This window comes from Porphyrobacter sp. GA68 (assembly GCF_022605525.1).
Lineage (GTDB): Bacteria > Pseudomonadota > Alphaproteobacteria > Sphingomonadales > Sphingomonadaceae > Qipengyuania_B.
This window is the reverse complement of the sequence record NZ_JAKQYJ010000001.1, coordinates 558,398-584,375: the sequence shown is the minus strand read 5'-3', so window position 1 is coordinate 584,375 and position 25,978 is coordinate 558,398. Positions and strand designations below refer to the sequence as shown.

Genomic DNA, 25,978 nt, shown 5'->3' with positions numbered 1-25,978 from the left:
TGTCACCGCAACTCCGTCCAAGGGCATTTTCGTTCATCTGCACGCAAGCATGGCCCCAACACATCAGGTGAGCTGAACCTAACCAAACGTCACCATCTCGCGCGCTTTCTTGGCGCGAAGGAGGGTTCCGTCGCCAAGGCAACGCAGCCTTCCGGTCAAGTGATGAGGAGTGATGCAATGACGAACGTACCCAGGAAGCCGACCCTCGTTCTGGCGGCGATGCTGGCGCTGCCGCTGACAGGCGGGGTGGCCGCGCAGGACTGGACACCGCCCGGGGGAGCTGATCCGATCACCGTGACCGGCACGCTGCCCGACCTGTCGCAAATGAGCAAAGGTCCGCAGCTTCAGGGTATCATTTCCGCCCGCCGCGCCGATCAGGTGCAGGTGGTGCTGGCAGATGGCTCGCGTACGGCCGTTACCCTCACCGGGGAGACGCGCATCCGGTCGAGCGGTGGGTTCCTCGGCCTCCACCGTGAACAGCTTGCGGCGGAGCAGCTTCTGAACGGTTTGCCGGTCACGATCGACACCCTGGAGTGGGAAGGCGGGCTGGTGGCGAGCCAGATCGCGCTCAAGACCAGGGATTTGCGCACTGCCTCGATGATCCGCACCGGAACGGAGCAGGGATTTGCCGAGCAGACCGCAGCAACCGAAGCCTTGCGTGGCCGCTTGGGCGACATCGACAAGTACAATCTCAAGGGCACAACGAACGTCAACTTCGACACGGCCAAGTGGAACCTGTCGGAACAGGACAAGGGTGCTCTTTGCGCCGCGGCACAGCGGGCCGAAGCGATGGAGAACTCCCTTCTGCTGGTCGTCGGCTACACGGATTCAGTAGGTGACGAGGACTACAATCAGGAGCTGAGCGAAAAGCGCGCAAGCCGCGTTGTGAACCACCTGCAGCAGCAGTGCGGGTGGAAGCCTTACCGGATGCTGACCCCGACGGGCATGGCCGAAGCAGACCCGCTGGCTGACAATTCCACCGAAGAAGGCAAGGCCCAGAACCGGCGGGTCGCCGTGAACATTCTGGTCAGCAAGAGCGTTGACGGCATGTAGGGACGGATCGCTGCTTTAGGCGTCAGGCTTGCGGGTCAGGCCGGCTTAAAGATGATGCGCTATTGTGAATAGGCCGCGAGTGGGAGGGCAGCCCCATCCTGCCGGATCAGCGCCTGTCGTCGCATGAACCGCAGAAGGCCTTCATCTCCCATGCGGCTGGGGCCAAGTCCCGAGGCCCGGCGAGAGTGGTTTGCCGCGTCACCGACATAGGTGGTCAGGCCTGCGTCCATCAGCGACACCGCGCCAGCGTCCAGCCGCTCGCCAATGCGCGCCGCCTCTTCCGCGTCTCCGGCTATCACTGCCGCCGCCAGGCCGTATTCGCCGGCGTTCGCAAGCGCGATTGCCTGATCCACGTCGGCATACGCGGTGACGGGCAGGACGGGCCCAAAGGTTTCCTCACGCATCACCGCCATGTCCGGGCTAACTCCGGTTATCACCGTGGGACGCAGGTAAGCACCCCCGCCAAGCTGCACGACCTTGCCGCCGGTCAAAACCTGCGCGCCCCGCGCTATGGCTTCGTCGATCTGCGCCTGCACCTTGGCCGCCTGGGGCGGGAAGATGAACGGGCCAAGCGGACCCCCTTCCGGTGCCAGCAAGGTCTGCTCGGCAAGCTGCACGAGAGCGGCAAGGAACCCATCCTCGATCTGCCGCGCCACGTAGATGCGCTCGATGGACTGGCAGGCCTGGCCGGTGGCGACGACCGACGCGCGCAGCGCGATCCGTGCCGCAGCGAGCGGGTCGGCGCTGGCCGTGACGATCAGCGCGTCCTTGCCGCCCAGTTCCAGGTTGGCGGGGATCAGCCGCCGCGCTGCGGCTTGCGCAACCTTGCGGCCGGTAGCGGTGGACCCGGTGAAGCAGATGTAGTCGACCTGCTCCACCAGTGCCTGCCCCGTCTCGGGTCCACCCAACACATAGGCGAGCGGCAGCGACGGCACTGCGTTCAGCGCCTCACGCAAGGGCGCACAAAACCGCGGCGTCACCTCCGACGGCTTGACCAGCGCCGCACATCCCGCGGCCAGGGCGGGAACGGCGTCGATGTGGCTGAGGATAACCGGGAAGTTCCAAGGCGCGATGGCGCCGAACAGCGGGTAAGCGGACCAGCGCGGCGTGATGGTGATGGCGGGAGTGAGTGACGGCGCCGGATTGCGGGGCAATCCGTCCAGCAGCTGCGGAGCGCGCGCAGCCCAGCGGTGCAGCGTTCGCTGCAATGTCTCTACTTCCATCCGGGCGATGGCCGTGCGGCCGGTATCCAGGTCGAGTGCCTGGGTGATGGCGTCGGCGCGGCGGTCTACCTCCGCTGCGAAGGCGCGCAGCACCTCCGCCCGTCCGTCTGGGCCACGCGCTTCCCATTCCGGCTGGCGGATGCGCAAGGCCCGCGCAGTCGCCGCAACTTCTTCGGGAGGGGTCGCATCAAAATCGTAGTCCGCTTTCCCGGTGCGGGGATTGACGGCCTTCATGATCCGGCCGCGCCTTCCGCAGGATTTTGCGCAGCCCAGCAGCGCACGATCTCCTCGCCGGTCGCAAACCATGCTTCGGCCCTTCCGGCGAGATCGGCGAGCAATCCTTCAACCGCGGCGATCCGGTAAGGCAGCGCGGAGATGTAAGGTGTCAGGTGGATTGGCAGCATGCGTCCGCCACCCTCGCGTTGCGCTTCACGTGCAAGCCAGTCGAAAGCGTCGCCAAGACTTTGCCGCCAGCTTTCGGCGGACTGCTGCTGGGTGGCGATGATCTGCCGGTCCGACAGTTCGTGGTTGAGCGGCAGATTGATCAGGCCATTGCTGAAGCGGTAGGGCAGTTCGTCATTTACCCAGTCGCAGCAGTAAGTGACGCCCTGTTCCCGCAGGATATCGGGCGTGCGCCAGCTTTGCGAGCGGGCGATGGATAGCCAGCCCTGCGGACGCTTGCCTGTTGCCGCTTCTATCCTGGTGAGCGCGCCGGCGATGAGTGCCCTTTCCTCCGGTTCCGCCAAAGTGGAATCGATCGTGCCGTTCATGTCGGTGGAATGGGCGATGATTTCGTGACCGCCTGCGGCGACTGCCGAAATGATCTCGGGATAGCGTTCCGCCACGGCCGCGTTGACGGCGAAGCTGGCGCGTACGCCCACGCGCTCGAAAGCGTCAAGGAAACGCCAGACACCCACCCGATTGCCGTAATCGCGCGCAGTGTAATGGCGCAAATCCGGATATGGAGTTGCCATATGCCCCGGCGCACGGAACGGCTTGTCCGCCGGCGTGATCGGAAACCATTCAAGGCTGACGCACAACCAGATCGCCACCGAACCTTGCGGCCACCGCACCGGGGTGCGCTGATGAAGGTCGGACCAGCGGTAAAGATCGTGGTCGTAGCCCTCGCGGCGGCCCGGATAATCGAGATAGCCGGGATCAAGGCTCATCGGCCGAGCATCCCAGGCAGCCGGGGCTCCGCACCCTCAATTTTGGTCGGGGCGACCTGCTCACGCGAAGGCTCCTGCTGCCTGCGCCAGCAGTCCACGATCTCACCGGCAGTCGCCAGCCATGCCCGTCCATCCGCGGCGATGTGAGCCAGAGCCTCTTCGAATGGGCCGATCCGGTGCGGCTGTCCTATCAGATAGGCGTGCAGGGGAATGCACATCACCGTACCAGACCTCTGCCCTTCCGCGGCCAACCGTTCGAACTGGCGGATCAGCGTGTCGGCGTATTCACGGCCGCTCATGTTATAGACGAAGAAGCCGTAGTGGTCGTTCACCTCCAGGCTGTACGGAATGGATGCCAGCCTGCCGCGCGCGACCTTCACCTCCTGCACCTGATCGTCGTGGTAAAGGTCGCAGGTGTAATCGAACCCGTACTCGGCGAGAAGGTCGAGCGTGCGCGGCGTGTGCGTCAGCGCGGGCGCCAGCCAGCCCCGGATACGCTGCCCGGTCGCGTCCTGAACGGTGCGGATCGAATCCTCGATGATCGCCCGCTCCTGCGCCTCGTCCATGTCATAAGCGTAGCGGGTGTTGTAGATGCCGTGACTGAAAAACTCCCAGCCACGCGCCTGCGCGTCGGCCACGACTTGCGGGTGGTGCTGACACAGGGCAACAGACAGGCTGACCGACCCGGGAAAGCCGTGCGCCGTCATCACGTCCGCCATCCGCCAGTGAGACACGCGATTGGCATGATCGCGGTGGGCATAGCCGACGACATCGGGCGCCGGACGCGTCCAGGCTTTCCGCATGGGATGAGGTGGAGGGTCGATCTCGTAATATTCAAGGTTGGGCGCGACCCATACGGCGACCGCTTTTCCATCCGGCCAAACCAGCGGCGGACGCCTGTGGTAGGGATGATAATCATAAAGTAGGGGGTCGGGACTGCTCTCGCGCATCACCGGTTCTCCAGCCACCGGGCAACCGCCTCCGCCGGCTCCACATCGGCGTATTTCAGTTGCAGGTCGGTCAGGTTGGCGAAGTGATAGCTTTCATGCTTGTCAGCGCATGTCTCGATCGGCACGATCACCCTGTAACCATGGCTGAGCGCATCCACTGCCGTCGCTCGCACGCAACCGCTGGTCGATCCGCCCGTCACCACCACTGTGTCGACCTTGTGCCAGACCAGATAGCTTGCGAGCGGTGTTTCGAAGAATGCGCTTGGCATCCGCTTGGTGAATTGCAGGTCTTCGGGCAGGATGTCGCAGCGCGGGTCGAATGCGTGCCGTTCTGATCCGTATTTGATGTTCTGGAGCGAGTCCTCCGTATCGGTCCGCGTTCCCCAGACCCCGGCGTCGCCGCTGTTGTCCATATAGGCAACGCGGCTCCAGATGACCGGCATTCCGCACCGGCGGGCCATTGAACTGATGCGGTTGATGTATTCGATCTGGCGGGGATCGCTTTCATAGGCCGTGCGGAACAGATCCAGCCGCGTATACGCCTGCTGCAGATCGACATTCACCACCGCCAGCCGTTCGCCAAAGCCGAACTTTCGCCGCGCAGGGTTCGCCATGACTTCGTCGAAGATCTGCCGGGCGGTGCGCCCGTCCTCCACCATCCGCGTGCCGACCGGTTCCGCCAATTACTGCCCTCCTTTCTGGTATCTACCATAAAAGCGAGAAAGGGCTTGTCGAGAAGAATTTGTCCGGACAAATTGGCCGGTGTGATAACTAGGCACATTCTAACCTTGCCTTCGGGCCGGCGGGTTCATTATCGCCGCTGCGGACGCGGACCCGCCCTGCTGATGGTGCATCAAAGCCCACGCTCCTCTGCCGAGTACGTAGACCTCATGGAGCAATGGGGGCGGCATTTCACTTGTATCGCGCCTGATACGCCGGGGTTCGGGCAATCGGACTCCCTGCCCGGCGAGCCTGACATCGCCGACTTTGCCGACGCGCTGGTGGAAGCTCTCGACGCGATCGGGGTGCGGCAATGCCCGGCCTATGGTTTCCATTCGGGCGGCATCATCCTGATGACCGCAGTCAAGCGGCACCCCCGCCGCTTCGTCTGCCTGGCCATCGGCGGTTATGCCGTCTGGACACCAGACGAGCTGGCGCTGTTCGGGGACAGCTACCTGCCGCCCTTCCGCCCTACGCCCTATGGGGAGCATCTTGCCTGGTTGTGGAACCGGATGCTGGAACAAAGCTGGTTCTTCCCCTGGTTCGACCTGCGGGACGAGACGCGCTTGCCGGGCGCCCATGCCGATCTGGCGCGGGTGCAGCAGGCGGTGATGGAGATGCTGGACGCCGGCGATGCCTACCGTGCGGGTTACGGCGCGGTCCTGCGCGCGCCGCGCGACATCCCGCCGGTCAACGCCCATGTGCCGCCGGTACTCATCACCGCCTATGCCGGCGATCCCTTGCAAGCGCACATAGGCCGATTGGGTGACTTGCCTGCCGGTTGGGTCGCGCGCAAGGTTGCGTCTCCAGCGCAGCATCAGGAAGACAGCCTTGCATTCCTGCTGAAGCACGGCGGCAGCGGGCTGTGCCCACCGCTGGCCGAAGATGAGAGAGAAGGCTGGCTGCGCATACATGGCACCACGATCCATTGGCGCGGCGAGCGCGGCGCGGCAGTCCTGGCGCTCCATCGGCCGGCCAGTGAATTGGCTGAACCGCTCGCGGGCGAGGTGGCAATAGATGCGCCGGGTCACGGACTGTCCGAAGCCTTCGGCGCGATCGACAGCATCATGCGCGAGGCAGCTGCGCAGCTTGAGGTACGCGGCATTAGGTTTCCGCCCGCTCCGCCCGGCGATCCCGCGCAGCTCTATCCTTGTCTCACCCCTGACCGGTTTGGTGCGCACCTCTTGCGGGCCTGGGGCGCGGCACGGGCCGAGGCGCTGTTTCAGCCGTGGTACTCCGCCGACAAGGATCACGCCATTTTGATCGACCCAGCCGCACTGGCGCCGGGGGCAATTGCCAGCAGGGCGCGTGCCAGGTTGCGCGCCGGGGATGCGGCGATCCCCTATCATCACTACCTGCAAACACTGAACGGAGAGACTCAATGAACATCCGCGAGGCCATGCCGCTGCTTGCCCGGCACGAAGGGGTGTGGGACGGCACGTACACCTATTTCAACGCTGCCAATGAAAAGATCGACGAGCATGCCAGCCGGTTGTTGTGCCGCATTACGGACGGGGGCGACCACCCATACCACCAGACGAACCATTATCGCTGGGCTGATGGTCGCTACGAAATTCGGGACTTCCCTGCCACTTATCGTGACGGTCGCATCTGGTGGGACAACGAGCTGATCCAGGGATGGGCGGCCGAGGTTCCCCTGGACGATTACAATCGAACGATGATGCTGTATTGGCAGCGGACCGGCGATGCCTCGCTTTACCTCTATGAACAAATCCAGATTTCCGACGATGGGCAGAACCGGTGCCGTACCTGGCACTGGATCAGGGATGGGATGCTGGAAACGCGTACCGCTATCCAGGAACGGTTCGTCACCCGCGACTGGCGCGGCATGGACGAGGAGATGAAAGCAGCCGAAGTCGCCGGGCGGCGGGTTGTCTTCGGGCACGGATCCGGATTCGGAGGCTAGATGATCAGCCGCGTACCAGCGCTCCGTGCTGTCGGCAGGTCGTTGCGGCCTCCGTCGGACGTGCTCCCGAAACGCGCGGCAGGTCTTTCTGACAGGGCGCGGCGCTGATGCCGCGGAGCCTGTTTGCCAAGATATGGGATCGGCACATTGTCGCCCGCAATCCCGGCGGCGCGGACATTATCGCGATCGACCGCGTATTCCTGCACGAAAGAACCGGCGCCGCGGCGTTGCGGCGCATGGCAGAGCAGGGCCGCAGCGTGCGTGATCCGGCGCGGGTCTTCGCCGTCATGGACCACATCGTCGACACTCGTCCCGGGCGGGGAGACGGCACTCTGATGCCGGGTGGGGAGGGGTTCATCACGCAGACAAGGGAGGCTGCGCTCGCGGCGGGCATCAACCTCATCGACGTGAACGACCGGGACCAGGGGATTGTCCACGTCATCTCACCGGAACTGGGGGTAGTGCTACCCGGCCTGACGCTGGTGGCGCCTGACAGCCACACCTGCACGCAAGGAGCATTCGGCGCGCTGGCCTGGGGCATCGGTTCTTCCGAGGCGGAGCATGCGATGGTGACGGGCACGTTGCGGCTGTCCCGGCCAAAGACGATGCGGGTCACGTTCACCGGCGCTCTGGCGGCGGGAGTAACGGCCAAGGACATGGCACTGGCCCTGATTGCCCGTCACGGGTCTGGTGGCGGCACCGGGCATGCGGTGGAGTTCGCGGGCGACGCGGTATCGGCGCTCGACGTGGAAGGGCGCCAGACGCTGTGCAACATGGCGACCGAATTTTCGGCCATGACCGCCCTGATCGCTCCGGACGAGCAGACCTTCGCCTATCTTTCAGGCCGCGGTCACGCGCCCGCCAGCTTCGAGGAGCCTTACTGGAGCACTCTCCACACCGATCACGGCGCATTGTTCGATGAAGAACTGACTTTTGCCGCCGCCGAAGTCGAGCCAATGGTGAGCTGGGGCACTTCGCCCAGTCAGGCGGTACCCGTCACCGGTGTCGTCCCGCATGGTCCGGCGCGGGCGCACGAATACATTGGTCTTGCCGCAGGCCAGCCAATCGCGGGTGTGCCGCTTGATGCCGCTTTCATCGGAAGCTGCACCAACGCGCGCATCACCGATTTGCGCCGCGCGGCCCGCTTGCTGCGAGGGCGCCGTATCGCCCCATCCATCCGTAAGGCGCTCGTCGTGCCCGGCTCCTCGCAGGTCCGACGTCAGGCGGAAGCCGAAGGACTTCACACAGTGTTCGAGGCCGCCGGTTTCGAATGGCGCATGAGCGGTTGTTCGCTCTGCTTCTACGCAGGAGGGGAAGGGTTTGCACAAGGCAGCCGCACCATCAGCAGTACCAATCGCAATTTCGAAGGACGGCAGGGCCTGGGTGTGCGGACCCACATCGCATCCCCGGAGACTGTTGCCGCCAGCGCTGTGGCGGGCGTGATTGCGGACCCGCGGGAACTGGCGCGATGAGTCCTTTTCCCCAGCCACTTGCGTCAGTCGCTGCACCATTGTTGCAGGACAATGTCGACACTGACATCATCATTCCAAGCCGCGAAATGCGCTTCACCGGGCGCACGGGACTGGCCGACGGGCTGTTCGCACCGTGGCGGTATAGCGATGCGGACAACCGGACGCCGAACCCAGATTTCGTGCTCAACCAGCCCGCGCACCGCCATGCCGCCATTCTGCTGGGAGGAGCCAATTTCGGTTGCGGGTCGAGCCGGGAACACGCCGTGTGGGCGCTGGGCGAGTGGGGTTTCCGCGCGGTGCTGGCAGAGAGCATCGCCCCCATCTTCATGAGCAACTGCCTGCGCAATGGCATACTTGCCGCGCCTCTTCCGCGCCCGGTGCTGGAGGCGCTTGCCAGCCAGCAGGTGAGGATCGATCTGGCAGCGCAGACAGTGCAGGCCGGCGGCCGGACGTACAGCTTTGCCATAGACGCGGAAGCAAAGGAAATGCTGATGCACGGCCTCGACGCCATCGACCTGACGCTGCAGCAATCGTCCGAGATTGCGCGGTGGACCTGCCAGGACCGGCAGGAGCGCCCGTGGGTCTACCTGGGGCAGGTCCGATGACTGCCATACTGGTTTCCGAAGTAGGGCTGCGCGACGGATTGCAGTCGGTCGGCCGGATCATGCCAACCGAAGCGAAGAAGCGCTGGATCAGCGCGGAAGCGGCCGCAGGCGTGCGCGAAATCGAGGTCGGCAGCTTTGTTCCGCCCACGCTTATTCCGCAATTGGCCGACACGGCCGAGGTGGTCGCTCACGCCCTGACCATCCCAGGGCTGAACGTGGTGGCGCTGGTGCCCAACGCGGTTGGAGCCGACCGGGCGGCGCAGGCGGGAGTGCACGCGATGAGCGTTCCCTTCTCCATGTCGGAAGCCCATTCGGTGAAGAACGTCCGCCGCACCCATGCGCAGATGCTGGAAGAGATCGCCGCCTGCGCGGCCGTCGCCAACGATGCCGCAATTCATTTCACCGTAGGCCTGTCCACCGCCTTCGGCTGCACCATCGAAGGTGCGGTGCCGGAAGCGCAGGTTGTGCGCCTGGCCGAGGCAGCCGTAAACGCAGGCGCGCAGGAACTGAGCCTGTCGGACACAACCGGTTATGCCGACCCGGCCCAGGTGCGGCGCCTGGTCCGCAGCGTGCGCGCGGCCGTGGGACCGGAACGCCTAACGACGCTGCACCTGCACAACACGCGAGGTCTCGGGCTCGCCAATGTGGTCGCCGGACTGGAGGAAGGGATCACCACCTTTGACGCGTCGCTTGGCGGACTGGGCGGCTGTCCCTTTGCGCCAGGTGCGTCCGGCAACATCGTCACTGAAGATCTGGTGCTCATGCTGAACAGCATGGGATTGACGACCGGCATCGACCTTGAAGCCTTGCTGAGGGTGCGCGCAATCGTGGAAGAGGCGCTGCCTGGCGAGCCGCTGTACGGCTTTACCCCCGATGCAGGACCGATGCTGGACTACCAGTCGAGGCTGGCGCGATGAGCGGGCCTCTGACAGGGATCCGAGTTGTCGAGTTCACCCACATGGTGATGGGTCCGGTCGTGGGTCATGTGCTGGCCTCTCTGGGTGCGGATGTGGTGCGGGTAGAGCCGATCGGCGGTGACCGGACCAGGCGGCTGGTGGGATCGGGCGCGGGTTATTTCCCCATGTTCAACCGGGGCAAGCAGTCGATCTGCCTCGATCTCAAGGGCGACAAAGGGTTGCAGGCAGCGCTTGATCTCGTTTCGCGCGCCGACGTGCTGGTCGAAAACTATCGTCCGGGCGCGCTTGATCGGCTGGGGCTGGGCTGGGAGACGTTGCGGCATGACAACCCCGGCCTGATATACTGTTCGGAAAAGGGCTTTCTACCCGGTCCTTACGAGAACCGTACTGCGCTGGATGAGGTGGCGCAGATGATGGGCGGCCTCGCCTACATGACCGGACCTCCCGGGCGCCCGTTGCGCGCCGGCTCCTCCGTCATCGATATCGCTGGCGGCATGTTCGGCGTGATCGGCATCCTTGCCGCTTTGGAAGAACGGCACCGGACCGGGCGCGGTCAGAAGGTTGTCGCCAGCCTGTTCGAAACCACCGCCTATCTTGTGGGTCAGCACATGGCGCAGTTCGCGGTGACCGGTACGCCAGCCGCGCCCATGCCGGCGCGCGTTTCAGCGTGGGCGGTCTATGACGTGTTCGAAACGCAGGACGAGCCTTTGTTTATCGGCGTGGTCACCGATGCCCTGTGGGAGAAATTCTGCCTCCTGTTCGGCCTTGACGATCTGTGGGCAGACCTGTCGCTGAGGGAAAATAATGCGCGTGTCGCGGCGCGGGGTCAGATCCTGCCGCCGATCCGCGCCATGATCGCCCGCATGACGCGCGAAGAGGTCATTGCCAAGCTGGAAGGTACGGGGCTTCCTTTTGCGCCGATCAACCGCCCCGAGGACCTGTTCACCGACCCGCATCTGGCGGCCGGAGGATTGGAGGAAGTCCGCCTGCCTGATGGGGCCGACGTCCGCCTGCCGCGCCTGCCGTTGGAGGTCGGCGGCTGCCGGCCTGCGGATGCAGGTGATCTGCCCCGTCCTGGTGCGGACACGCGCGAAGTCCTGCGTACGCTTGGCTACACCGATGAACGGATCGACGAACTGCTGGAATTAGGCCAAGGGGAACAATCATGAAGCGAGCGGCGCTGCTCGCCCTAGCTCTGCTGCTTCTGACCGGCTGCAGCGCTTTCGGGGTAGAGGGCCAACGTGGGCAGGGTGGATCATTTGGAATAATGCCGCCGGCAGAGCGCCTGCCCACTGATGTGCGTCGGGCGACAATCATCGTGCGCGACATGGAGCGCAGCCTCAGCCTGTATCGCGATGTTATCGGCCTGCAGGTCAACTACGACACGATGGTGGAAACATCGGGTGTTGCCCTTCCTGCGGGAGAGCCGGGTGCCAAGGCCCGGCTGGTTCTGCTCAACGCCAATGATCCGTTCGTGGGCTGGGTGGGCCTGATGCAGTGGACCGACCCTCCATTGCCCGATCCGGGACCTTATCCGCGGCAAATGGGGCCAGGGGATGTGGTCTTGGTGCTGAACACGGATGATGTGCCGGGCCGCTGCGAGAAGGCGCGGCGAGTGCCCGGCGTCATCTTCACCGCCGAGCCGCGCCTGCAAACCTATCCCGGGCGCAACAACGGGCCGGATATCCGCGTGATAGGCTGCAATTTCTTTGATCCGGATGGCATTCTGGTGGAATTGAACCAGATCCTTGACTGAACTGCAGAGGTTTCATGACAGGTGGATTGGCACCTTGATGCATGCCGCACGCGCGACCCGTGTGCGGCTCTTGGTCGACAAATGTCAGGGCGCTTCCACCAGAAGTACGTTGCAATCGGCGATGCCGCCGCGGAGCCGCTTCACTTCGGCATATTCCGGACTGTTCCAGAAGCCGATGGCGGCGGCCTTGTCCGGCCATCGAGACACCACGACAGAGGCGCCGTCGCCATGGCTGCCTTCCAGGCTCTGTGCTCCGGGCGCGCGCAACAGGTATTCGCCGCCAAAGCGTTCAACGAGCCGTGCCGCCTCCTTGCCGTAGCCCGACACGAACCGCTCCCGGTCGTGGATGTGCGCGGTTATGATGAGGTAGGCGGGCATGGCTGTTCCTTCCGGCCAAGTTCCTCGACCCAATGTTCGATCGGCGGATCGTTCGCCTCGATCGCTTCGGCTTCCTGCTGCACGGCGCGTAGGACGCGGGCGACGAAGGCTTTTGTCGCCAGCCCCCGTTCCGCGCCCGCCTCGCGATCAGGCGCGTATGCTTCGATGTCCTCTCTGCTGATGGCATTTTTCGCCTCCAGCAGTCGTTCCACAGTGTCGAGCCTTTCACGCAAGGCGGAAACTTCCCCCACCAGCGCCATCAGGATGGAGGTGAGCCGATCCACGGCCGGATCGGCAAAGTATTCCGGTCTCCGGCCCTTGGCCCGTTTTCCTGACCGCGCCACCCAATCGATATCGCTTTCGCTCACGCTGCCTTCTTCCATGCGCCATAGGCATGCCACACGGCGGCGCGGCCGTGATCTTCGGCCCCGTTGTCGCTGGCCCTAGGAAAGACGGTCTCGTCGACCACCGCCCGCACCCCGGTGACGAACTGTTCGTCCGGAGAAAAGCCTGCCTGCGCCATGATTTCCTCAAGCTTCTCGCCGTGCATGGCGGTCCAGAACGGTTCGTTGTTGTTCCACGCGTCCCAGTCGCGCAGAAACTGCTCGAACAGCGGCATGTCGTCGGCGTATTGCGGCTGTTCGAGGTGGAGAACGAGGCCGCCGGGTGCCAGCACGCGGTGGCATTCGGCGAGGATGCGGGGCATGGCGCGGGCGGACAGTTCGTGCAGGAACATGGTTGTCTGCACCCAGTCGAAATGCGCGTCCGGAAAACGGGACAGATCTTCCGCGTTCATCTGCACGAAATGGATATTGTGCACGCCCAGCGCCTGCGCACGCGCATGACCATAGCGCAGGACCGGCGCGGCGGCGTCGATCGCGATCACCTCTGCGTCCGGGAATGCCTGCGCCAGCGGCACTATGTTGTGACCCACGGTGCAGCCGAGGTCCAGTATGCGGCGAGGCGCCCACTCGGGGCGTTCGCGGCGTATCCAGGCAACCAGCGCCTGCCCTCCGCCATCGCTCAACCCGCCGAGTCCTCCCGCCGTGGTGGCGAACAGGCCGAGGTCGTAATTTGCGCCTGCCGATATGTCTCCCGGCACCTCTTCGCCATGATAGCTGCCAGGCATACAGTGAATGTCGACCGCGTTCTGGTAGGCTGGCGTGGCCACGTTATCGTCCAGTTCCAGCGTGTCGCGCCCATCATTGTACTGCCGGGCAAGCGCATTGTATTCGTCCAGCTGCCGCAGGACGATTTGCCGCCCGTTCTGCTGCCGCATTTCCATCGAGTTGCGCTTCAGCGCGGACCACAAACGATGAAAGGGATCCCGGTTCATGGCTGCACGCACTTCGTAACGGTGTTCCGGCTCGCGCCCATGTTCCTCCAGGAAGCGAGGCAGAACCCGTTGGTTGTAAGCGGCCCGGTTCCCCCGACTCCCGATCTCCGCTAGATAGCGGTTGAGGTTCGACAGGAAGTTGAACCTCGCCGCTTCGTCATGGCCTGCGCGCGGCAGCATCGCGTGGCGGGTGAGTGCGGTGTAAGGTGGCGGCACGTCGGGGGGCATGGCGGCACTCCTAAACTTGTCCGGACAACCTTGCCTCCGGACGCTTATGTGTCAAGCTACACCTTCTGGGCCAAATAGTGCTCCTGCTCGCTCAGCACGGCTCGTCATGGGACGCGGGCGACACCTTTTCGATGATTGCGAAGGTGGTCACGTTTTCGATCTGATCGCTGACATTCGCGCGGATGACGGTAAGGCCGTGGATCCGCGCGGCGCGGGCGGATGCCAGCGCAACCATTGCCGGATTGGCCAGCCAAGCCACGTGCCGCGCTGCCCCGGCGGTGTCACTGGCAGCGACCAAGACTGCGTCGAGGCTTGCCAGAAAAAGACCGCTTTGCCGAAGTGCGACCGGATGGCTGTGTACTTCCTCAACGTCGTCGAGCCGTGCTCCCGGGAGCCCAACACAGTGGATCGCAACCGGCAGCGGGTGGTATCCGGCGATCCGCAGGTCGGGGTTCTTCAGCAGGCCGGAGACGCCGGGCACCGCCCCGGCGCAGCTGTTATGTACGGGGATCACTCCCGCACTGACCGCCGCTGCGGCGACAGCAGCGGCGACGGCGGCGAAGTCGGGAAGGTTGACAGGTTCGAGGCAGGGGAAGCAGGCAAGGCACGCTTCTTCCCCGAATGCGCCCGGCTCTCCTGCGTAGGCAATCAGGCGCCTCATGACCTCAGGCTGCGGCCTGCTTGGACCAGGAGAGGTTCTCCGCTATGCAAAGGCGTAGATTTCCGGCGACTGCTATGGGGCAGATCGTTTCGCCGCGACACAGCCTTGCCACCAGTTCCCCCTCCTCGATTACCTCGCAGCGACGGGTGCGGGGGAGGTGGCTGTCCTCAACCGCGGCGATCGCCAGCGCCGAGCCGCGTCCTCCAGGTGCGCGCAGGTCGTCGATGATGCGCAGCTGCGCATCATGCGCCAGCACTCTCCACCAGTCGTCATGCTGGCTCAGCTCGATTACGGCGATTGCGTGGAACCGGCGCGCCTTCGCCAGTGCCTGGGATACGGTATCGACATGCACCACAGGGGCCGACACGCCAAAGCGGGCGCTCGCTCGACCGGCAATGCCGCCGAAATGCTGCGGTGCGTGAATCACGAGTTCGGTCCGGCGCTGGGCCTGAAGATTGAGCGACATCAGTTCGCGCCAGATGGCGACGATGCTTTCTTCGGGCATTCGGGTCGCCTGCGCGGCAAGGCGCGCGACGACCTGCTCCTCGCGATCGGGGCGCAGCATTGGGGCAACGGGTTCCTTTCGTTTCGCCGCGGCAATCGAGCGGGAAAGGGCAAGGCGCTGTTCCATCAGGAGCAGCAGTTCTGTGTCGAGGCGGTCGATTTGCGCGCGCAGCGCGGCCATGGCAGGCGCAGCATTGCTGGGCATGGGGTTTGGCTTTCCGGTCGGCGGCACGCGTGGCCGCACACATCATTTCGCGTGAGGGTCGAGTTGCGAAGCTACAAGGCCGCTTCGCGGAGCAGCGGCGCGCGGGTCAGGCGCGCCCGGTGCTAAACAATCCGCGCCGGCAATATTGAGTGCAGCCGAAACGTGCGGTGAAAAGCTCCAAAATGACGGAAAGAGGTGCCCGGGCGTCTCTCAAGTTGGTCATGGCGCAGAACTCCTCCGCATGGCGCGGAACGCATCGATGTTACCGATGCCAAGCTCTGCGTCAATCTTTATGTCCCATTCGGAGGGTTCAACGCAGCATTGTTTGGCGCGAATATGACGTACGGTTCTAATATGATCGGCCGACCGCATGCGAAGATTGTTCGACCGACCGCCTCCCCGATCCTCACTGGAGACGGCCATGTTCCTTTACGCGCGGGAGCGCAGCTAGCGCAGAAGCCTCTCGGCGATGGCGCGCACGTCCGGTCCGATGTCCTCGCGTTCCAGCGCCAGCGCCAGCGTGGCTTCCACGAACCCGGTTTTGTTGCCGCAATCGAAGCGGCGCCCTGCGAAGGTGACTGCGTGGAACGGCTGAACGCCGATCATCTTGGCCATGGCGTCCGTAAGCTGAATCTCGCCCCCGGCACCCTTGCCTTGGGTTTCCAGCACCCGCATAACCTCGGGCTGAAGGATGTAGCGGCCCGACACAATCTTGTTGGAAGGCGCCCTGTCTACCGGCGGCTTCTCTACCAACCCGCGCACCTGCGTCAGCGCGCCATGCTCCTCGCCCGGATCGATAACGCCGTAGGACGACACTTCCTCTCGCGCGACTTCCAGCACGGAGATCAGGTTGCCGCCGACTTCGTTGTACGCGTCCACCATCTGCTTCATGCATCCTGTGCCACCCCCCTTCGCTGCCACCATCAGTTCGTCCGGCAGGAGAATTGCGAAAGGTTCGTCGCCGACTATCGCCCGCGCGCACCAGATCGCATGGCCCAGGCCCAGCGGCACCTGCTGGCGCACGGTGATGATGTCTCCCGGTGTTGCGCGGGTCGACTCCAGCACCGCCATGTCCTTGCCGCGTTCCGCCATCGTCGCTTCCAGCTCAAACGCGATGTCGAAATGTTCGACGATGGCGGTTTTCCCGCGGCCGGTGACGAAAATGATCTGCTCGATGCCTGCCTCGCGCGCCTCGTCGACGGCATACTGGATCAGCGGGCGATCGACGATGGGGAGCAGTTCCTTGGGAATCGCCTTGGTTGCAGGCAGGAAACGGGTGCCTAGCCCGGCAACCGGGAAAACAGCTTTGCGGATTGGCTTGTGCAGGGTCATCGCAAAATCGATGGCCGGGACAAAGGGGGGCGTCAACCGGCGTAACCACGAACCGGCGCCGCGATCGGGCGCACCGGCTTGCGCGGAACCGGGCAGACGGTAATAGCCTCGCCATGGACAAGCTGATCATCCGGGGCGGCAACCGCCTGGCGGGTACCATCCCTATTTCCGGGGCGAAGAACTCCGCCTTGACCCTTCTGCCCTGCGCGCTGCTGACGGACGAGCCGGTGACGCTGCGCAACCTGCCGCGACTCGCCGACATCGACGGGTTTCAGCATCTGATGGGGCAGTTTGGCGTGGCGCACACGATCCAGGGGTCGCGCCCGGAAGATTTCGGCCGCGTCGTTACCCTGGAAGCTACGCGGCTGACGTCGAGTGTGGCCCCCTACGAACTGGTGCGCAAGATGCGCGCTTCCATCCTGGTGCTCGGCCCGATGCTGGCACGGAGCGGGGACGCGACGGTGTCGCTGCCGGGCGGCTGTGCCATCGGGGACCGGCCCATCGACCTTCATCTGCAGGCGCTGGAGGCGCTCGGCGCGCGTATCGAACTGACGCAAGGCTATGTGCGGGCAATCGCGCCCGACAAAGGACTGCCCGGCGGAAGCTTCGCGTTTCCGGTCGTATCGGTGGGCGCAACCGAGAATGCCGTGATGGCCGCCGCTCTGGCACGCGGCAGCTCGCGCCTGACGAACGCCGCGCGAGAGCCTGAGATTGTCGACCTCTGCCGTTTGCTGATCGCAATGGGCGCCGAGATCGAGGGGGTCGGCACAAGCGAGATCACCGTGCACGGGCAGCCAAGGCTGCATGGCGCGACTTACCGCGTGATGCCCGACCGCATCGAGGCCGGCTCCTATGCCTGCGCGGCTGCGATTACCGGGGGCACCGTGCGGCTGGAAGGCGCGCGAGCAGACGAAATGGGCGCGACGCTTGACGCTCTGAGGGCGATCGGCGTCGAGGTGACGAGCGACGCCAAAAGCGTCACGGTGTCGCCCAATGGCCCCTTGCGCCCGGTGGAACTCACCACCGACCCTTACCCGGGCCTTGCCACCGACATGCAGGCGCAGCTGATGAGCTTGCTGACCCAGGCAAACGGCGACAGCGTGCTGCACGAGACCATCTTCGAGAACCGTTACATGCATGTCCCGGAACTCAGGCGCATGGGTGCACGGATCGAGACGTCCGGGCGCACGGCAACGGTGCACGGGCCGGCGCCATTGGTCGGGGCGGAGGTCATGGCGACGGACCTCCGCGCTTCGATGAGCCTCATCATCGCCGGTCTGGCGGCGAGAGGAGAAACGCAGGTAAGGCGAATATATCACCTGGATCGCGGGTACGAGCGGCTGGAGGAGAAGCTCGCGCTGGTCGGAGCCGATATCCAGCGCGTCGGCGACGATTGAGCGTCATTGGCGCGTCAATCAGGTGCAGCAAGGCTTCACGGACCTGTTTTCCTTCTCGTCCGTTGCACACGCAGAAGGAGACACTTGATGCTAGGTAAACTCGCCGTTTTGGGCGCTCTCGGCTATGCCGGGTATAGATATTACGAGAAGAACAAGGTCGGCCACAACGGCGCGGCATTCGCGCCGGACGAGCCGGTTGGCCAGTTCCGTAATGCCGGCGCGGCATCGACTGCCACGGGTGAGGCGAACAATTGGACCAAAGTGGACGAGGTTCTGGACGAAACCTATCCCGCCAGCGACGCCACGGCCAAATACTGACCCCTCAGGCCTGCTCCGGCACGCCAGAAGTGGCGGCGCTGGCGTGCTGGTGCAGGCGATGAACCAGCCAGATACGCACGGCACCGGCCAGTCCCGGCGGAGTCGGGGACGTCAGACGCTCTGCATCGAGACGCCTGACCAATGCATTGAGCGAAACACCTTCATCGGTCGCAGCGCGGCGCAGCATCTCCCAGAACATCGGTTCCAAACTGATGGAGGTCTGATGACCTGCGATCCTGACCGAGCGTTTCACCGGGGGGTGATATGGTGGTTCAGAGGCTCTCATTACCCTCTAATTAGCAGTCGAGCGACCGTCACAGCAGCTGGTCGCGGCGGCTAGTCGCAGGCTGCTCAACTTACAATAAAGCCTCCTCCCGAGATGAGTTCCCGACAAAATTGCGTTTGTTAATCTTGTGCCAAAGTGGGTCGCAGCTTCAGAAGCAGACTCCAGCCGGGGACCGAATTAGGTTAAAGAGGTGTTAACGGCTCACCCACACACGACCAGGAGCTGGGGAGCTTCAAGGAGGATTTTTGGAATGAGAACACTTCTCGCACTTGCGGCAACGGCTTCGGCCTTTGCCATTGCGCCTGCGGCGCAGGCAGCCACATTTTTCCCGGGCAACCCGGGGTTTGCGGTATTCGGTGATGGAACCACCGGGACCAGCCCGGTATCGGCAGTCATCGGGAATGGCGGACTCAGCGGCACTGGCACCGACAACTTCATCTTTCAGATCGGGCCGGTAACCGGAGACTTCATCGGGCTTGGGAGCGGCTCGGTTGTAACCAGCTTCACCTTGGCCGCCACCAACGGCCTGCGGTTCGACTCGGTAATCTTCAACAACGGGATTCAAGATTTCGTCGTTGCGGTGACCGGGAATATGGCTGCCCGTGACAGCATTCCGATCTTCTCGGGCAATGTGAACCGGCTGACCGTGAACTACACTGCCAACACCAACGCCTCTTACGGCGGCAACCTGACCTTCACGCCGCAGGCTCCGATTCCTGAGCCCGCCACGTGGATGATGATGATCCTCGGTTTCGCTGCGGTTGGCTTCGCCATGCGCAAGCGCAAGGCCCCGGAAGCGCGCGTTCGCTACGCTTTCTGATCCTTCAGGCGATCGAAACGAAGAAGGGCAGCGGTATGACCGTTGCCCTTTTTTGCGTGACCTAATCCGGTAAAGATCCGCCCTCAGGCGAACGGCCGCGTTGCTGCGAGCCGGGCTACGCGCTGGTCAGTTCTGAAAAAGGCCAGTCGCGGGCGAAATCCGCCATCCTCTCGTGGATGAGATATTCCTGCGCCGCAGTCAGGAAGAACGGATAAAGCGAGCGCTTGGATGGAGCGCCGCCGCCAGCGTGATGCCGTTCGATATGGCGTCCGATATCCGCCACCTTGAGGCGCATCAGTTGCGACGGAGCGTCGACCGACGCGTTTGTCCTCAATCCGCCGACCTTCTCGAACGAGAGCATTACTTCATAGAAGCGGATGTGACGCGGATTAACCTCAATCAGAAGATCCGTGCAGCGGTGGCGCGTGGTGCCATAGATGAAGATAGTATGGAACAGCGACGCGAGCACATGCATGGAGTTGAAATCGCTGTCGAACGCGAATTTCGTCAGCTCGCACAATCTTGTGTCGGGCGCTGCGCGCAGCAACTGGAGGGTGTCACCGAAGGTGTGGTCTGCGGAAAGCCCGCTGGGCGAGTCGACCACCAGCGAAAGAGTGCCGACGATGTCCTGTTCCAGAGTAGCGGAAAAGGTAGTGGAGGTCAGGCTGTCGCTCAGCCGGTGATCGTTGCCATAACCGCGCCAGCCGTATTTGGCGTTAACCAGCGCGCAGGCGGCCTGCTTTTGCTCGGCGGTTGCCGCCAGTTCAATGGCGAAGGAGGTCTGGCTGCCCCGGCGTTCATCTTGCACGGTGCCCTCGTACAGACGCAGTCCGGTGGGAGGCGTGCTGAGGCGTGCTTCTTCGCCTCGCCTGTTGCGAGTGGTTTCAATCATGCGACCCGTCCATCCACTAATCTGCCGAGGAGTGTTATGCCAGAAGCTCCGGCTCGCGCCCCCTCAACAGGTCTGGTTTCAACGACGTGTACTTAGCGGTAGCCTAACAGGCATAGTTAAAGCGACGGGCGGTGCCAAACGGAAGGCAAAGCGCGGAACGCTTGCAAGATTTTGTGACCAGACAAACTGGATTTGTGATGCGCAAAGCGCTTCATAACCGCGCGGCGACTCATAGACGCAGCGAAGCTTCCGCGCTTCAGTGTTGTGGCCTAGCTCAGGTTCAGCGTTGATCCGGTCCCAGCATGTTTTCGGGCCTGACTATGCTGTCATACTCGTCCGGCGACACGTCCCCGCTCGCCAGGGCCGCTTCCCGCAGCGTCTGGCCCCTCTCATGCGCCGCCTTGGCGATCTTCGCTGCCTTGTCGTAGCCGATGTGCGGCGCGAGGGCTGTTACCAGCATCAGCGAGTTTTCGACCCCGCGCCTGATGTTTTCCTCACGTGGTTCCAGCCCGGCGAGCAGGTTCTGCGTGAAGCTCTCGCTCGCATCGGCCAGCAATCGCACCGATTGAATGAAGTTATAGCCGACGACCGGACGATAGACGTTCAGCTCGAAATGACCCTGGCTTCCGGCAAAGGTGATTGCGGCATGATTGCCGAAAATCTGCGCGCAGACTTGCGTCATGGCCTCTACCTGCGTCGGATTGACCTTGCCCGGCATGATGGAGGAGCCCGGCTCGTTTGCGGGAAGGGCAAGTTCGCCCAGGCCGGAGCGTGGACCTGACCCCAGAAAACGGATGTCGTTGGCAATCTTGTAAAGCGATGCGGCAAGCGTGTTCAGAGCGCCGTGCGCGAACACCAGAGCATCCTGCCCCGCCAGCGCCTCGAACTTGTCTGGCGCGGTGGTGAACGGAAGGCCGGTTTCCTGCGCGATATGCTGTGCAAATGCGTCTGCAAATCCTTCCGGTGCGTTCAATCCGGTGCCGACCGCCGTACCGCCTTGCGCCAGTTCGTACAGCCCCGGCAGCGTCATCTCGACCCGCTCGATCCCGGCCGCCACCTGACGGGCATAACCGCCGAATTCCTGACCCAGCGTGAGCGGCGTGGCGTCTTGCGTGTGCGTCCGTCCGATCTTGACGATATGGCTCCACTGCCGCGCCTTGCCGGCAAGGTCCGCTTGCAAAGCCTTGAGGGCGGGAAGAAGTCTCTGATTGATGAGCAGGGCGCAGGCGATGTGGATGGCAGTTGGGAAGGTGTCGTTGGACGACTGGCTCATGTTCACATGATCGTTGGGGTGAACCGGCTTTTTCTCGCCGCGCTTCCCGCCCAGCGCTTCAGACGCGGCGGCTGCGATCACCTCGTTGGCGTTCATGTTCGACTGGGTGCCGGAACCGGTCTGCCAGACCACCAGCGGGAACTCGTCGTCAAGCGCGCCGTCGGCGACTCGCTTCGCAGCGTCGGCGATCGCGTTCGCAAGCGTGTCATCAAGCAGGCCAAGAGTGTGGTTGGCCCGTGCTGCCGCGCCTTTGATCTGTCCCAGCGCGTGAACGATCTCGAGCGGGATGCGTTCGCCGCCGATGCGGAAGTTCTCGAGGCTTCGCTGGGTTTGCGCTCCCCACAGCCGTTCCGAGGGGACGGCGATGGCACCAATGGTGTCTGTTTCGGTACGGGTGTCGTGCTTGTCGGTCATCCCCAAGCCGTTAGCGGGAGTTGTGCGGCGAGGGAATGGCGGTCGGCGCAATTTGTGAATGGGATCACAGATGTACATGGCGCCCGCACGCGCAAGTGGCGCTTGCGCGTGCGGGCAGCCCCGGTTAGGCCGGCCGCATGAAGGATGAAAACGGAGAAGCTTTGCCCGAAGCGCCGCAGAAATCCGAGGCCGAGTTTCGCGAGCTGGCAGATTACGCGCCGGTGATGATCTGGCGCTCGAACACGGACAAGCTGTGCGACTGGTTCAACCAGCCGTGGCTTGAGTTCACCGGCCGGTCAATGGATCAGGAGCTGGGGTACGGCTGGGCCGAAGGTGTTCATCCGGACGATTTCGACCGCTGCGTTGCCCATTACAACGAAGCCTTCGACGCGCGGCGGCCATTCACGATGGAATACCGGCTGCGCCGGCACGACGGGGAGTACCGCTGGCTGCTGGACAACGGCGCCCCGTTTGAACGGGACGGCGAATTCGCGGGCTACTTCGGCAGCTGCATCGACATCGAAGCGCAAAAGCAGCTTGAGAGCCGCCAGCGGCTGATGATCGATGAACTCAATCACCGGGTAAAGAATACCCTAGCCATCGTGCAGAGCGTGGCGGCCCAAACCTTCAAGAATCACGGCGATCGGAACGAGTCGCTCCTGGCGTTTGAAGGCCGGCTCAGGGCGCTGGCTGCGGCTCATGGCCTGCTTACTGAGAACAGCTGGTCGGCGGTCAGCCTCAAGCAGTTGCTGGCTGACGCTTTCGCGGTCTGCCAGGACGCGCAGGGGCGGATCGTGGCCGATGGACCGGAATTGCTCCTAAGCCCGCAGACTGCCGTGTCCCTCGCCATGGGAATGCACGAACTGTGCACCAATGCACTGAAGTACGGGGCTCTTTCCACCGCCGAGGGAAGAGTCACTGTCGATTGGACGCTTCGGCCGGAGGCACCCACAGGAGGCTCGATCCTGCACCTGGTCTGGCAAGAACGCGACGGACCGTCCGTCGAGCTACCGAAAACCCGGGGCTTTGGGACAGTCATGCTGCAACGCGCTCTTGTAGCCGAACTGGACGGAACCGTGGAACTGCAATTCCTTGAGGACGGCCTGCGCTGCACGATTTCAGCCCCCTTCCCCCAAGGTGAGGGGGAGCGTGCGTAGTGGAGGAGGCCGCGCACTCTGGAAGCCGGCGCCCGGCGAACCTGCGGGTGCTGGTGGTGGAAGACGAGGGGCTGGTTGCCCTGCTGCTGGAGGACATGTTGCATGACCTCGGGATGTTGGTTGCAGGTATTGCCAACCGGGTCGATCAGGCGCTTGGACTGATCGAGAAAGGCGGAATCGATGCCGCCATACTGGACGTGAACCTCAGCGGGGAACGAAGCTATCCCGTGGCAGACGCGCTTCGGGTAAAGGGCGTGCCGTATGTCTTTGCCACCGGATACGGAGCCGCGGCTCTCGAGGAAAACTATGCATCCGACCGAGTCATTCCGAAACCCTATAGCTCCAGCGACATCGCGGCAGCATTGGCTGACATGACGACCTGAACGGACCGGGTGGGCAGAAGCCTTTCTCTGAGCGGGCGGTAAAACTCGCGCGCGGCCGCTCAACTGGCCGCACGGTCAGCCCTCGGCTGCAGCGATACGAGGCGGCATCACCGCCATGTCTTTGACCCACAGCCAGTTGGCCGTTCCAGTCCAGCCCGTCGCCCGCCGCCCGCACACTTCCTCAATACATGTGCTGTCCGCCATTAATGCTCAGCGTGGATCCGGTGATGAACCCGGCATCTTCGCTGACCAGAAACGACACCCCCCGCGCAATTTCGTGGGCCTGACCCAATCGGCCGACCGGAATGCCGGCGACGATCTTTTCCAGTACGGTTTCCGGCACGGCTGCAACCATGTCGGTATCGATGTATCCCGGAGCGATTGCATTCACCGTGACGCCGACCCGCGCCCCTTCCTGCGCCAGCGCCTTGGTGAAGCCGTGGATGCCGGATTTGGCGGCGGCGTAATTCACTTGCCCGTACTGTCCGGCCTGTCCGTTGATCGAGCCAATGTTGACGATTCGGCCCCAGCGTCGCTCCCGCATGCCGGGAAAGCACGCCTTGGCCATGTTGAAGCAACCGCCAAGGTTGATCCGCATGACTTCGTTCCAGTCGTCGAAGGTCATCTTGTGCAGGGTTGCGTCCCGGGTGATGCCGGCATTGTTGACGACGATCTCGACCGGGCCGATCTCGCGTGTGACCCGTTCGCACCCGTCAAGGCAAGCCTCGTGATCGCCTACGTCCCATTTGTACGCGCGGCAGCCGGTTTCTTCCGAAAAAAGCCGCGCCGCTTCCTCGTTGCCGGCAAAATTGGCAACAACGGTCAGGCCGTCGGCGGTCAACGCTTCGCAGATGGCGCGGCCGATGCCGCGCGTGCCACCGGTAACAATCGCTACCCGAGCCATGGTTCTCTCCCCTGTTCGGCCGCCCGATGACGTGCCACCGTCATACTAGCGGGAGGAGAACGGGGAACAAGCGGGTAGTTGACTGGCCGACGGGAGGATCAGAACTTGAACTGCGTGCCCACATAGACCGCCTTGTCGTCTTCCACCCCGTCGGTCAGCGGAGCCAGCCGGTCACGGTCCTGCGACAGGCGGACACCGGCGGTGACGTTCAGGTTCTTGAGTACGCGATAGGAACCGGACACGTCCACGCTCTGCTCGCCCAGCGCTTCCAGCGTACGGGGCGGCCGGCCAGGGGCGCCCTCCTCCGTTTCAAAGACGACTCGCGACGAGAAGCGCGACGGCTTGCCCCCGCGATCGGCCACGGGGCGGCCATACGACGCTAGGTCAGCCATCGGGACGTTTTCGAGCACGGGCGTTCGCGTGCCCAGCCCCAATTGCGCAGGAACGCTGGGAGCCGACTGGGCGAAGCTCTGGTAACCGCGGGCGATGCCAAGATCGAAACGGGACGGCGTTATGGCCAGCGGCATGCGGGCGGTTGACGACGAACCCGCAGCGGCAAGGGCTGCGGACCGGCGAATGGTCACGGCGCGGGCGACTTCGTCATCGATGCGAACGGCTACGGTGATGGGCCTGCTTCTCAGGCCAACGTTGCCCGCCGGCGTAAAGGTCAGGCCACGTTCCTCGGCGATGGCTTCGGCCCGCCGCGCCAGTTCGGTGTCCATGCCAGCCGGCGTGAATCTGGCGAATGACGGCAGCAGGCGATCCGTTGCGGCCTCTGCCCGGTTGTTACCCAGCGCCACCACGGCCGCAGGCATCGCCAGCGTCAGGCAGACGCCGCCGACCGCCAGCGCAATGCGCCTGCCAACTCCAGAAAAGACAGAACGGTGTGCCATAGGTAACCGCTTGTGTAAGCGTATCCTCCTTGCCGTCGGTTCTTAAGGCGCCGGAACGGTTAATGGTTCCTGAAACGCGCCCCTGTCTGACGAAGCTAGGGCTCAGCGCGCCGATGTGCGAGTCAATCCTCGTCCATTATGGCCCGATTGCCCGCAGGGTGTGACCTGCTGCCCACACTTTGTTAAGACGCGGGATTAAGCAGGGGTTCACGGCCTGATCGCGTAACTTCGTCCTGCCTGCCGAAGCCTTCATGCCATAGCTTGCCCGCAAGGGTGCGACGGGTATAGAGCGGCTGCCAAGAGTGGGCATGTGTTCACCGATTTCAGCCGCAGGAACCTTTTTTCGTGATCCAGCCAGTTTTTCAGCTCCTCCCCGTCCGCTCCGCCGCTGCGCTGGCCATTGTGGCCACACTGGCTGCCTGCGGAGGACCCTCGCGCCCGCGGGCCGATGCGGCCGCCGCCCAGGTGACGACGATCGGCGTAAATTCCTTCCTGTGGCGCGCGACGCTTGAGGCGGTCAGCTTCGCGCCGCTGCTGCAGGCCGACGCGAACAGCGGGGTAGTGATCACCGACTGGTACACCGACCCGCAGAACCCGGCCGAGCGGGTCAAGATCACCGTCTCCATCCTCGACCAGGACCTGCGGGCAGATGCGCTGCGGGTCGCAGCGAGTCGCCAGATTGCGCAGAACGGCAACTGGGTCGATGCGCCGGTGCAGGCGGCGACCGTGCAGAAGCTGGAAGACATCATCCTGACCCGCGCCCGCGATCTGCGGCGCGAGGCACTCGCCTCCTGACCGCCTGAAC

General features: G+C 63.8%; 29 protein-coding genes. 14 read left to right on the top strand and 15 right to left on the bottom strand.

The genetic code is table 11. The features are described 5' to 3' along the window. Window positions 1-177 precede the first annotated feature (177 nt). Entirely contained in the window at window positions 178-1,053 is an 876-nt protein-coding gene (locus LHJ54_RS02860) for an OmpA family protein (RefSeq protein WP_228242435.1), read from the top strand. Window positions 1,054-1,112: 59 nt separating this feature from the next. On the opposite strand, the gene LHJ54_RS02855 is transcribed toward LHJ54_RS02860, so the two are convergent. From LHJ54_RS02855 to LHJ54_RS02840, 4 genes are read right to left on the bottom strand one after another with little or no spacing between them, the layout of a single operon-like run. Then, on the bottom strand, window positions 1,113-2,510 hold the full coding sequence (locus LHJ54_RS02855) for an aldehyde dehydrogenase family protein (protein ID WP_228242434.1): 1,398 nt from the start codon (window positions 2,508-2,510) through the stop codon (window positions 1,113-1,115). After that, window positions 2,507-3,445, bottom strand: coding sequence for a polysaccharide deacetylase family protein (locus LHJ54_RS02850; protein ID WP_228242433.1), 939 nt, complete (start codon window positions 3,443-3,445; stop codon window positions 2,507-2,509). Before LHJ54_RS02850 ends, LHJ54_RS02855 begins: the two co-directional genes overlap by 4 nt. After that, window positions 3,442-4,395 carry a polysaccharide deacetylase family protein gene (locus LHJ54_RS02845; protein ID WP_228242432.1) on the bottom strand — a complete coding sequence of 318 codons (954 nt, stop codon included), beginning with the start codon at window positions 4,393-4,395 and terminating at the stop codon, window positions 3,442-3,444. The genes LHJ54_RS02850 and LHJ54_RS02845 overlap by 4 nt, the downstream gene beginning before the upstream one ends. Further along, entirely contained in the window at window positions 4,395-5,054 is a 660-nt protein-coding gene (locus LHJ54_RS02840; RefSeq protein WP_228244273.1) for an isochorismatase family protein, read from the bottom strand. The genes LHJ54_RS02845 and LHJ54_RS02840 overlap by 1 nt, the downstream gene beginning before the upstream one ends. Window positions 5,055-5,240: 186 nt before the next feature. Here LHJ54_RS02840 and LHJ54_RS02835 point away from each other — a divergent pair, with 186 nt between their 5' ends. The 7 genes from LHJ54_RS02835 to LHJ54_RS02805 all read left to right on the top strand — a co-directional run bounded on the left by LHJ54_RS02835 (window position 5,241) and on the right by LHJ54_RS02805 (window position 11,792). Further along, entirely contained in the window at window positions 5,241-6,500 is a 1,260-nt protein-coding gene (locus tag LHJ54_RS02835; protein ID WP_228242431.1) for an alpha/beta hydrolase, read from the top strand. Then, window positions 6,497-7,042, top strand: a complete 546-nt coding sequence (locus tag LHJ54_RS02830; protein WP_228242430.1) for a DUF3598 domain-containing protein — start codon at window positions 6,497-6,499, stop codon at window positions 7,040-7,042. The genes LHJ54_RS02835 and LHJ54_RS02830 overlap by 4 nt, the downstream gene beginning before the upstream one ends. 107 nt (window positions 7,043-7,149) lie before the next feature. Then, window positions 7,150-8,514 carry a 3-isopropylmalate dehydratase large subunit gene (locus LHJ54_RS02825; RefSeq protein ID WP_228242429.1) on the top strand — a complete coding sequence of 455 codons (1,365 nt, stop codon included), beginning with the start codon at window positions 7,150-7,152 and terminating at the stop codon, window positions 8,512-8,514. Next, window positions 8,511-9,119, top strand: coding sequence for a 3-isopropylmalate dehydratase small subunit (gene leuD, locus LHJ54_RS02820; RefSeq protein ID WP_228242428.1), 609 nt, complete (start codon window positions 8,511-8,513; stop codon window positions 9,117-9,119). The genes LHJ54_RS02825 and leuD overlap by 4 nt, the downstream gene beginning before the upstream one ends. Beyond that, window positions 9,116-10,036 (top strand): hydroxymethylglutaryl-CoA lyase, encoded by a 921-nt coding sequence (locus LHJ54_RS02815; RefSeq protein WP_228242427.1) that lies wholly within the window; start codon window positions 9,116-9,118, stop codon window positions 10,034-10,036. Before leuD ends, LHJ54_RS02815 begins: the two co-directional genes overlap by 4 nt. Continuing rightward, window positions 10,033-11,205 (top strand): CaiB/BaiF CoA-transferase family protein, encoded by a 1,173-nt coding sequence (locus tag LHJ54_RS02810; RefSeq protein ID WP_228242426.1) that lies wholly within the window; start codon window positions 10,033-10,035, stop codon window positions 11,203-11,205. Before LHJ54_RS02815 ends, LHJ54_RS02810 begins: the two co-directional genes overlap by 4 nt. Beyond that, window positions 11,202-11,792, top strand: a complete 591-nt coding sequence (locus LHJ54_RS02805) for a VOC family protein (protein WP_228242425.1) — start codon at window positions 11,202-11,204, stop codon at window positions 11,790-11,792. Before LHJ54_RS02810 ends, LHJ54_RS02805 begins: the two co-directional genes overlap by 4 nt. A gap of 84 nt (window positions 11,793-11,876) precedes the next feature. Here LHJ54_RS02805 and LHJ54_RS02800 read toward each other — a convergent pair whose 3' ends face one another. The 6 genes from LHJ54_RS02800 to galU form a co-directional block, all read right to left on the bottom strand. Next, a complete protein-coding gene (locus LHJ54_RS02800; protein ID WP_228242424.1) occupies window positions 11,877-12,170 on the bottom strand; it encodes a DUF1330 domain-containing protein in 294 nt (97 codons plus the stop codon). After that, complete coding sequence (locus tag LHJ54_RS02795; protein WP_228242423.1) at window positions 12,149-12,538, bottom strand: BREX-1 system adenine-specific DNA-methyltransferase PglX; 390 nt, start codon at window positions 12,536-12,538, stop codon at window positions 12,149-12,151. The genes LHJ54_RS02800 and LHJ54_RS02795 overlap by 22 nt, the downstream gene beginning before the upstream one ends. Then, window positions 12,535-13,734 carry a class I SAM-dependent methyltransferase gene (locus LHJ54_RS02790; RefSeq protein ID WP_228242422.1) on the bottom strand — a complete coding sequence of 400 codons (1,200 nt, stop codon included), beginning with the start codon at window positions 13,732-13,734 and terminating at the stop codon, window positions 12,535-12,537. Before LHJ54_RS02790 ends, LHJ54_RS02795 begins: the two co-directional genes overlap by 4 nt. Window positions 13,735-13,825: 91 nt before the next feature. Beyond that, window positions 13,826-14,395 (bottom strand): prephenate dehydratase domain-containing protein, encoded by a 570-nt coding sequence (locus LHJ54_RS02785; protein WP_228242421.1) that lies wholly within the window; start codon window positions 14,393-14,395, stop codon window positions 13,826-13,828. Between the two features lie 4 nt (window positions 14,396-14,399). After that, entirely contained in the window at window positions 14,400-15,104 is a 705-nt protein-coding gene (locus tag LHJ54_RS02780) for a chorismate mutase (protein WP_228242420.1), read from the bottom strand. A 447-nt stretch (window positions 15,105-15,551) separates the two neighbouring features. Beyond that, window positions 15,552-16,436 (bottom strand): UTP--glucose-1-phosphate uridylyltransferase GalU, encoded by an 885-nt coding sequence (galU, locus tag LHJ54_RS02775; RefSeq protein ID WP_228242419.1) that lies wholly within the window; start codon window positions 16,434-16,436, stop codon window positions 15,552-15,554. Between the two features lie 113 nt (window positions 16,437-16,549). On the opposite strand from galU, the gene murA reads away from it, so the two are divergent. Together murA and LHJ54_RS02765 are read left to right on the top strand one after the other, a co-directional pair. Next, the gene (gene murA / locus LHJ54_RS02770) at window positions 16,550-17,833 is read left to right on the top strand and encodes a UDP-N-acetylglucosamine 1-carboxyvinyltransferase (RefSeq protein WP_228242418.1); all 1,284 of its coding nucleotides are present in this window, start codon (window positions 16,550-16,552) and stop codon (window positions 17,831-17,833) included. A gap of 87 nt (window positions 17,834-17,920) precedes the next feature. Next, window positions 17,921-18,151 (top strand): hypothetical protein, encoded by a 231-nt coding sequence (locus tag LHJ54_RS02765; RefSeq protein ID WP_228242417.1) that lies wholly within the window; start codon window positions 17,921-17,923, stop codon window positions 18,149-18,151. A 4-nt stretch (window positions 18,152-18,155) separates the two neighbouring features. On the opposite strand, the gene LHJ54_RS02760 is transcribed toward LHJ54_RS02765, so the two are convergent. Next, window positions 18,156-18,437, bottom strand: coding sequence for a ribbon-helix-helix domain-containing protein (locus tag LHJ54_RS02760; RefSeq protein ID WP_228242416.1), 282 nt, complete (start codon window positions 18,435-18,437; stop codon window positions 18,156-18,158). Window positions 18,438-18,687: 250 nt separating this feature from the next. On the opposite strand from LHJ54_RS02760, the gene LHJ54_RS02755 reads away from it, so the two are divergent. Then, window positions 18,688-19,257: an FxDxF family PEP-CTERM protein gene (locus LHJ54_RS02755; RefSeq protein ID WP_228242415.1), complete on the top strand. Its 570-nt coding sequence runs from the start codon at window positions 18,688-18,690 to the stop codon at window positions 19,255-19,257. Window positions 19,258-19,372: 115 nt separating this feature from the next. Here the strand turns inward: LHJ54_RS02755 and LHJ54_RS02750 are convergent, their stop codons facing one another. Further along, window positions 19,373-20,149 carry an acetyltransferase gene (locus LHJ54_RS02750; protein WP_228242414.1) on the bottom strand — a complete coding sequence of 259 codons (777 nt, stop codon included), beginning with the start codon at window positions 20,147-20,149 and terminating at the stop codon, window positions 19,373-19,375. A gap of 280 nt (window positions 20,150-20,429) precedes the next feature. Further along, window positions 20,430-21,836, bottom strand: a complete 1,407-nt coding sequence (fumC, locus tag LHJ54_RS02745; RefSeq protein WP_228242413.1) for a class II fumarate hydratase — start codon at window positions 21,834-21,836, stop codon at window positions 20,430-20,432. A gap of 137 nt (window positions 21,837-21,973) precedes the next feature. Between fumC and LHJ54_RS02740 the strand changes: the two genes are divergently transcribed. Both LHJ54_RS02740 and LHJ54_RS02735 read left to right on the top strand, forming a co-directional pair. Further along, a complete protein-coding gene (locus LHJ54_RS02740) occupies window positions 21,974-22,993 on the top strand; it encodes a sensor histidine kinase (RefSeq protein ID WP_228242412.1) in 1,020 nt (339 codons plus the stop codon). Beyond that, a complete protein-coding gene (locus tag LHJ54_RS02735) occupies window positions 22,993-23,376 on the top strand; it encodes a response regulator (protein WP_228242411.1) in 384 nt (127 codons plus the stop codon). Before LHJ54_RS02740 ends, LHJ54_RS02735 begins: the two co-directional genes overlap by 1 nt. Window positions 23,377-23,557: 181 nt before the next feature. On the opposite strand, the gene phbB is transcribed toward LHJ54_RS02735, so the two are convergent. Beyond that, on the bottom strand, window positions 23,558-24,280 hold the full coding sequence (phbB, locus tag LHJ54_RS02730) for an acetoacetyl-CoA reductase (RefSeq protein WP_228242410.1): 723 nt from the start codon (window positions 24,278-24,280) through the stop codon (window positions 23,558-23,560). Window positions 24,281-24,378: 98 nt separating this feature from the next. Continuing rightward, window positions 24,379-25,173 (bottom strand): hypothetical protein, encoded by a 795-nt coding sequence (locus tag LHJ54_RS02725; protein ID WP_228242409.1) that lies wholly within the window; start codon window positions 25,171-25,173, stop codon window positions 24,379-24,381. 345 nt (window positions 25,174-25,518) lie between these two features. Here LHJ54_RS02725 and LHJ54_RS02720 point away from each other — a divergent pair, with 345 nt between their 5' ends. After that, window positions 25,519-25,968, top strand: coding sequence for a DUF3576 domain-containing protein (locus LHJ54_RS02720; protein WP_228242408.1), 450 nt, complete (start codon window positions 25,519-25,521; stop codon window positions 25,966-25,968). The last annotated feature ends 10 nt before the right edge of the window (window positions 25,969-25,978 follow it).

Bases quoted from the DNA above. Each gene is read 5' to 3' on its own strand.
- LHJ54_RS02860 (WP_228242435.1), top strand. From the start codon at position 178: ATGACGAACGTACCCAGGAAGCCGACCCTCGTTCTGGCGGCGATGCTG.
- LHJ54_RS02855 (WP_228242434.1), bottom strand. From the start codon at position 2,510: ATGAAGGCCGTCAATCCCCGCACCGGGAAAGCGGACTACGATTTTGAT.
- LHJ54_RS02850 (WP_228242433.1), bottom strand. From the start codon at position 3,445: ATGAGCCTTGATCCCGGCTATCTCGATTATCCGGGCCGCCGCGAGGGC.
- LHJ54_RS02845 (WP_228242432.1), bottom strand. From the start codon at position 4,395: ATGCGCGAGAGCAGTCCCGACCCCCTACTTTATGATTATCATCCCTAC.
- LHJ54_RS02840 (WP_228244273.1), bottom strand. From the start codon at position 5,054: ATGGTGGAGGACGGGCGCACCGCCCGGCAGATCTTCGACGAAGTCATG.
- LHJ54_RS02835 (WP_228242431.1), top strand. From the start codon at position 5,241: ATGGTGCATCAAAGCCCACGCTCCTCTGCCGAGTACGTAGACCTCATG.
- LHJ54_RS02830 (WP_228242430.1), top strand. From the start codon at position 6,497: ATGAACATCCGCGAGGCCATGCCGCTGCTTGCCCGGCACGAAGGGGTG.
- LHJ54_RS02825 (WP_228242429.1), top strand. From the start codon at position 7,150: ATGCCGCGGAGCCTGTTTGCCAAGATATGGGATCGGCACATTGTCGCC.
- leuD (WP_228242428.1), top strand. From the start codon at position 8,511: ATGAGTCCTTTTCCCCAGCCACTTGCGTCAGTCGCTGCACCATTGTTG.
- LHJ54_RS02815 (WP_228242427.1), top strand. From the start codon at position 9,116: ATGACTGCCATACTGGTTTCCGAAGTAGGGCTGCGCGACGGATTGCAG.
- LHJ54_RS02810 (WP_228242426.1), top strand. From the start codon at position 10,033: ATGAGCGGGCCTCTGACAGGGATCCGAGTTGTCGAGTTCACCCACATG.
- LHJ54_RS02805 (WP_228242425.1), top strand. From the start codon at position 11,202: ATGAAGCGAGCGGCGCTGCTCGCCCTAGCTCTGCTGCTTCTGACCGGC.
- LHJ54_RS02800 (WP_228242424.1), bottom strand. From the start codon at position 12,170: ATGCCCGCCTACCTCATCATAACCGCGCACATCCACGACCGGGAGCGG.
- LHJ54_RS02790 (WP_228242422.1), bottom strand. From the start codon at position 13,734: ATGCCCCCCGACGTGCCGCCACCTTACACCGCACTCACCCGCCACGCG.
- LHJ54_RS02785 (WP_228242421.1), bottom strand. From the start codon at position 14,395: ATGAGGCGCCTGATTGCCTACGCAGGAGAGCCGGGCGCATTCGGGGAA.
- LHJ54_RS02780 (WP_228242420.1), bottom strand. From the start codon at position 15,104: ATGCCCAGCAATGCTGCGCCTGCCATGGCCGCGCTGCGCGCGCAAATC.
- galU (WP_228242419.1), bottom strand. From the start codon at position 16,436: ATGACCCTGCACAAGCCAATCCGCAAAGCTGTTTTCCCGGTTGCCGGG.
- murA (WP_228242418.1), top strand. From the start codon at position 16,550: ATGGACAAGCTGATCATCCGGGGCGGCAACCGCCTGGCGGGTACCATC.
- LHJ54_RS02765 (WP_228242417.1), top strand. From the start codon at position 17,921: ATGCTAGGTAAACTCGCCGTTTTGGGCGCTCTCGGCTATGCCGGGTAT.
- LHJ54_RS02760 (WP_228242416.1), bottom strand. From the start codon at position 18,437: ATGAGAGCCTCTGAACCACCATATCACCCCCCGGTGAAACGCTCGGTC.
- LHJ54_RS02755 (WP_228242415.1), top strand. From the start codon at position 18,688: ATGAGAACACTTCTCGCACTTGCGGCAACGGCTTCGGCCTTTGCCATT.
- LHJ54_RS02750 (WP_228242414.1), bottom strand. From the start codon at position 20,149: ATGATTGAAACCACTCGCAACAGGCGAGGCGAAGAAGCACGCCTCAGC.
- fumC (WP_228242413.1), bottom strand. From the start codon at position 21,836: ATGACCGACAAGCACGACACCCGTACCGAAACAGACACCATTGGTGCC.
- LHJ54_RS02740 (WP_228242412.1), top strand. From the start codon at position 21,974: ATGAAGGATGAAAACGGAGAAGCTTTGCCCGAAGCGCCGCAGAAATCC.
- phbB (WP_228242410.1), bottom strand. From the start codon at position 24,280: ATGGCTCGGGTAGCGATTGTTACCGGTGGCACGCGCGGCATCGGCCGC.
- LHJ54_RS02725 (WP_228242409.1), bottom strand. From the start codon at position 25,173: ATGGCACACCGTTCTGTCTTTTCTGGAGTTGGCAGGCGCATTGCGCTG.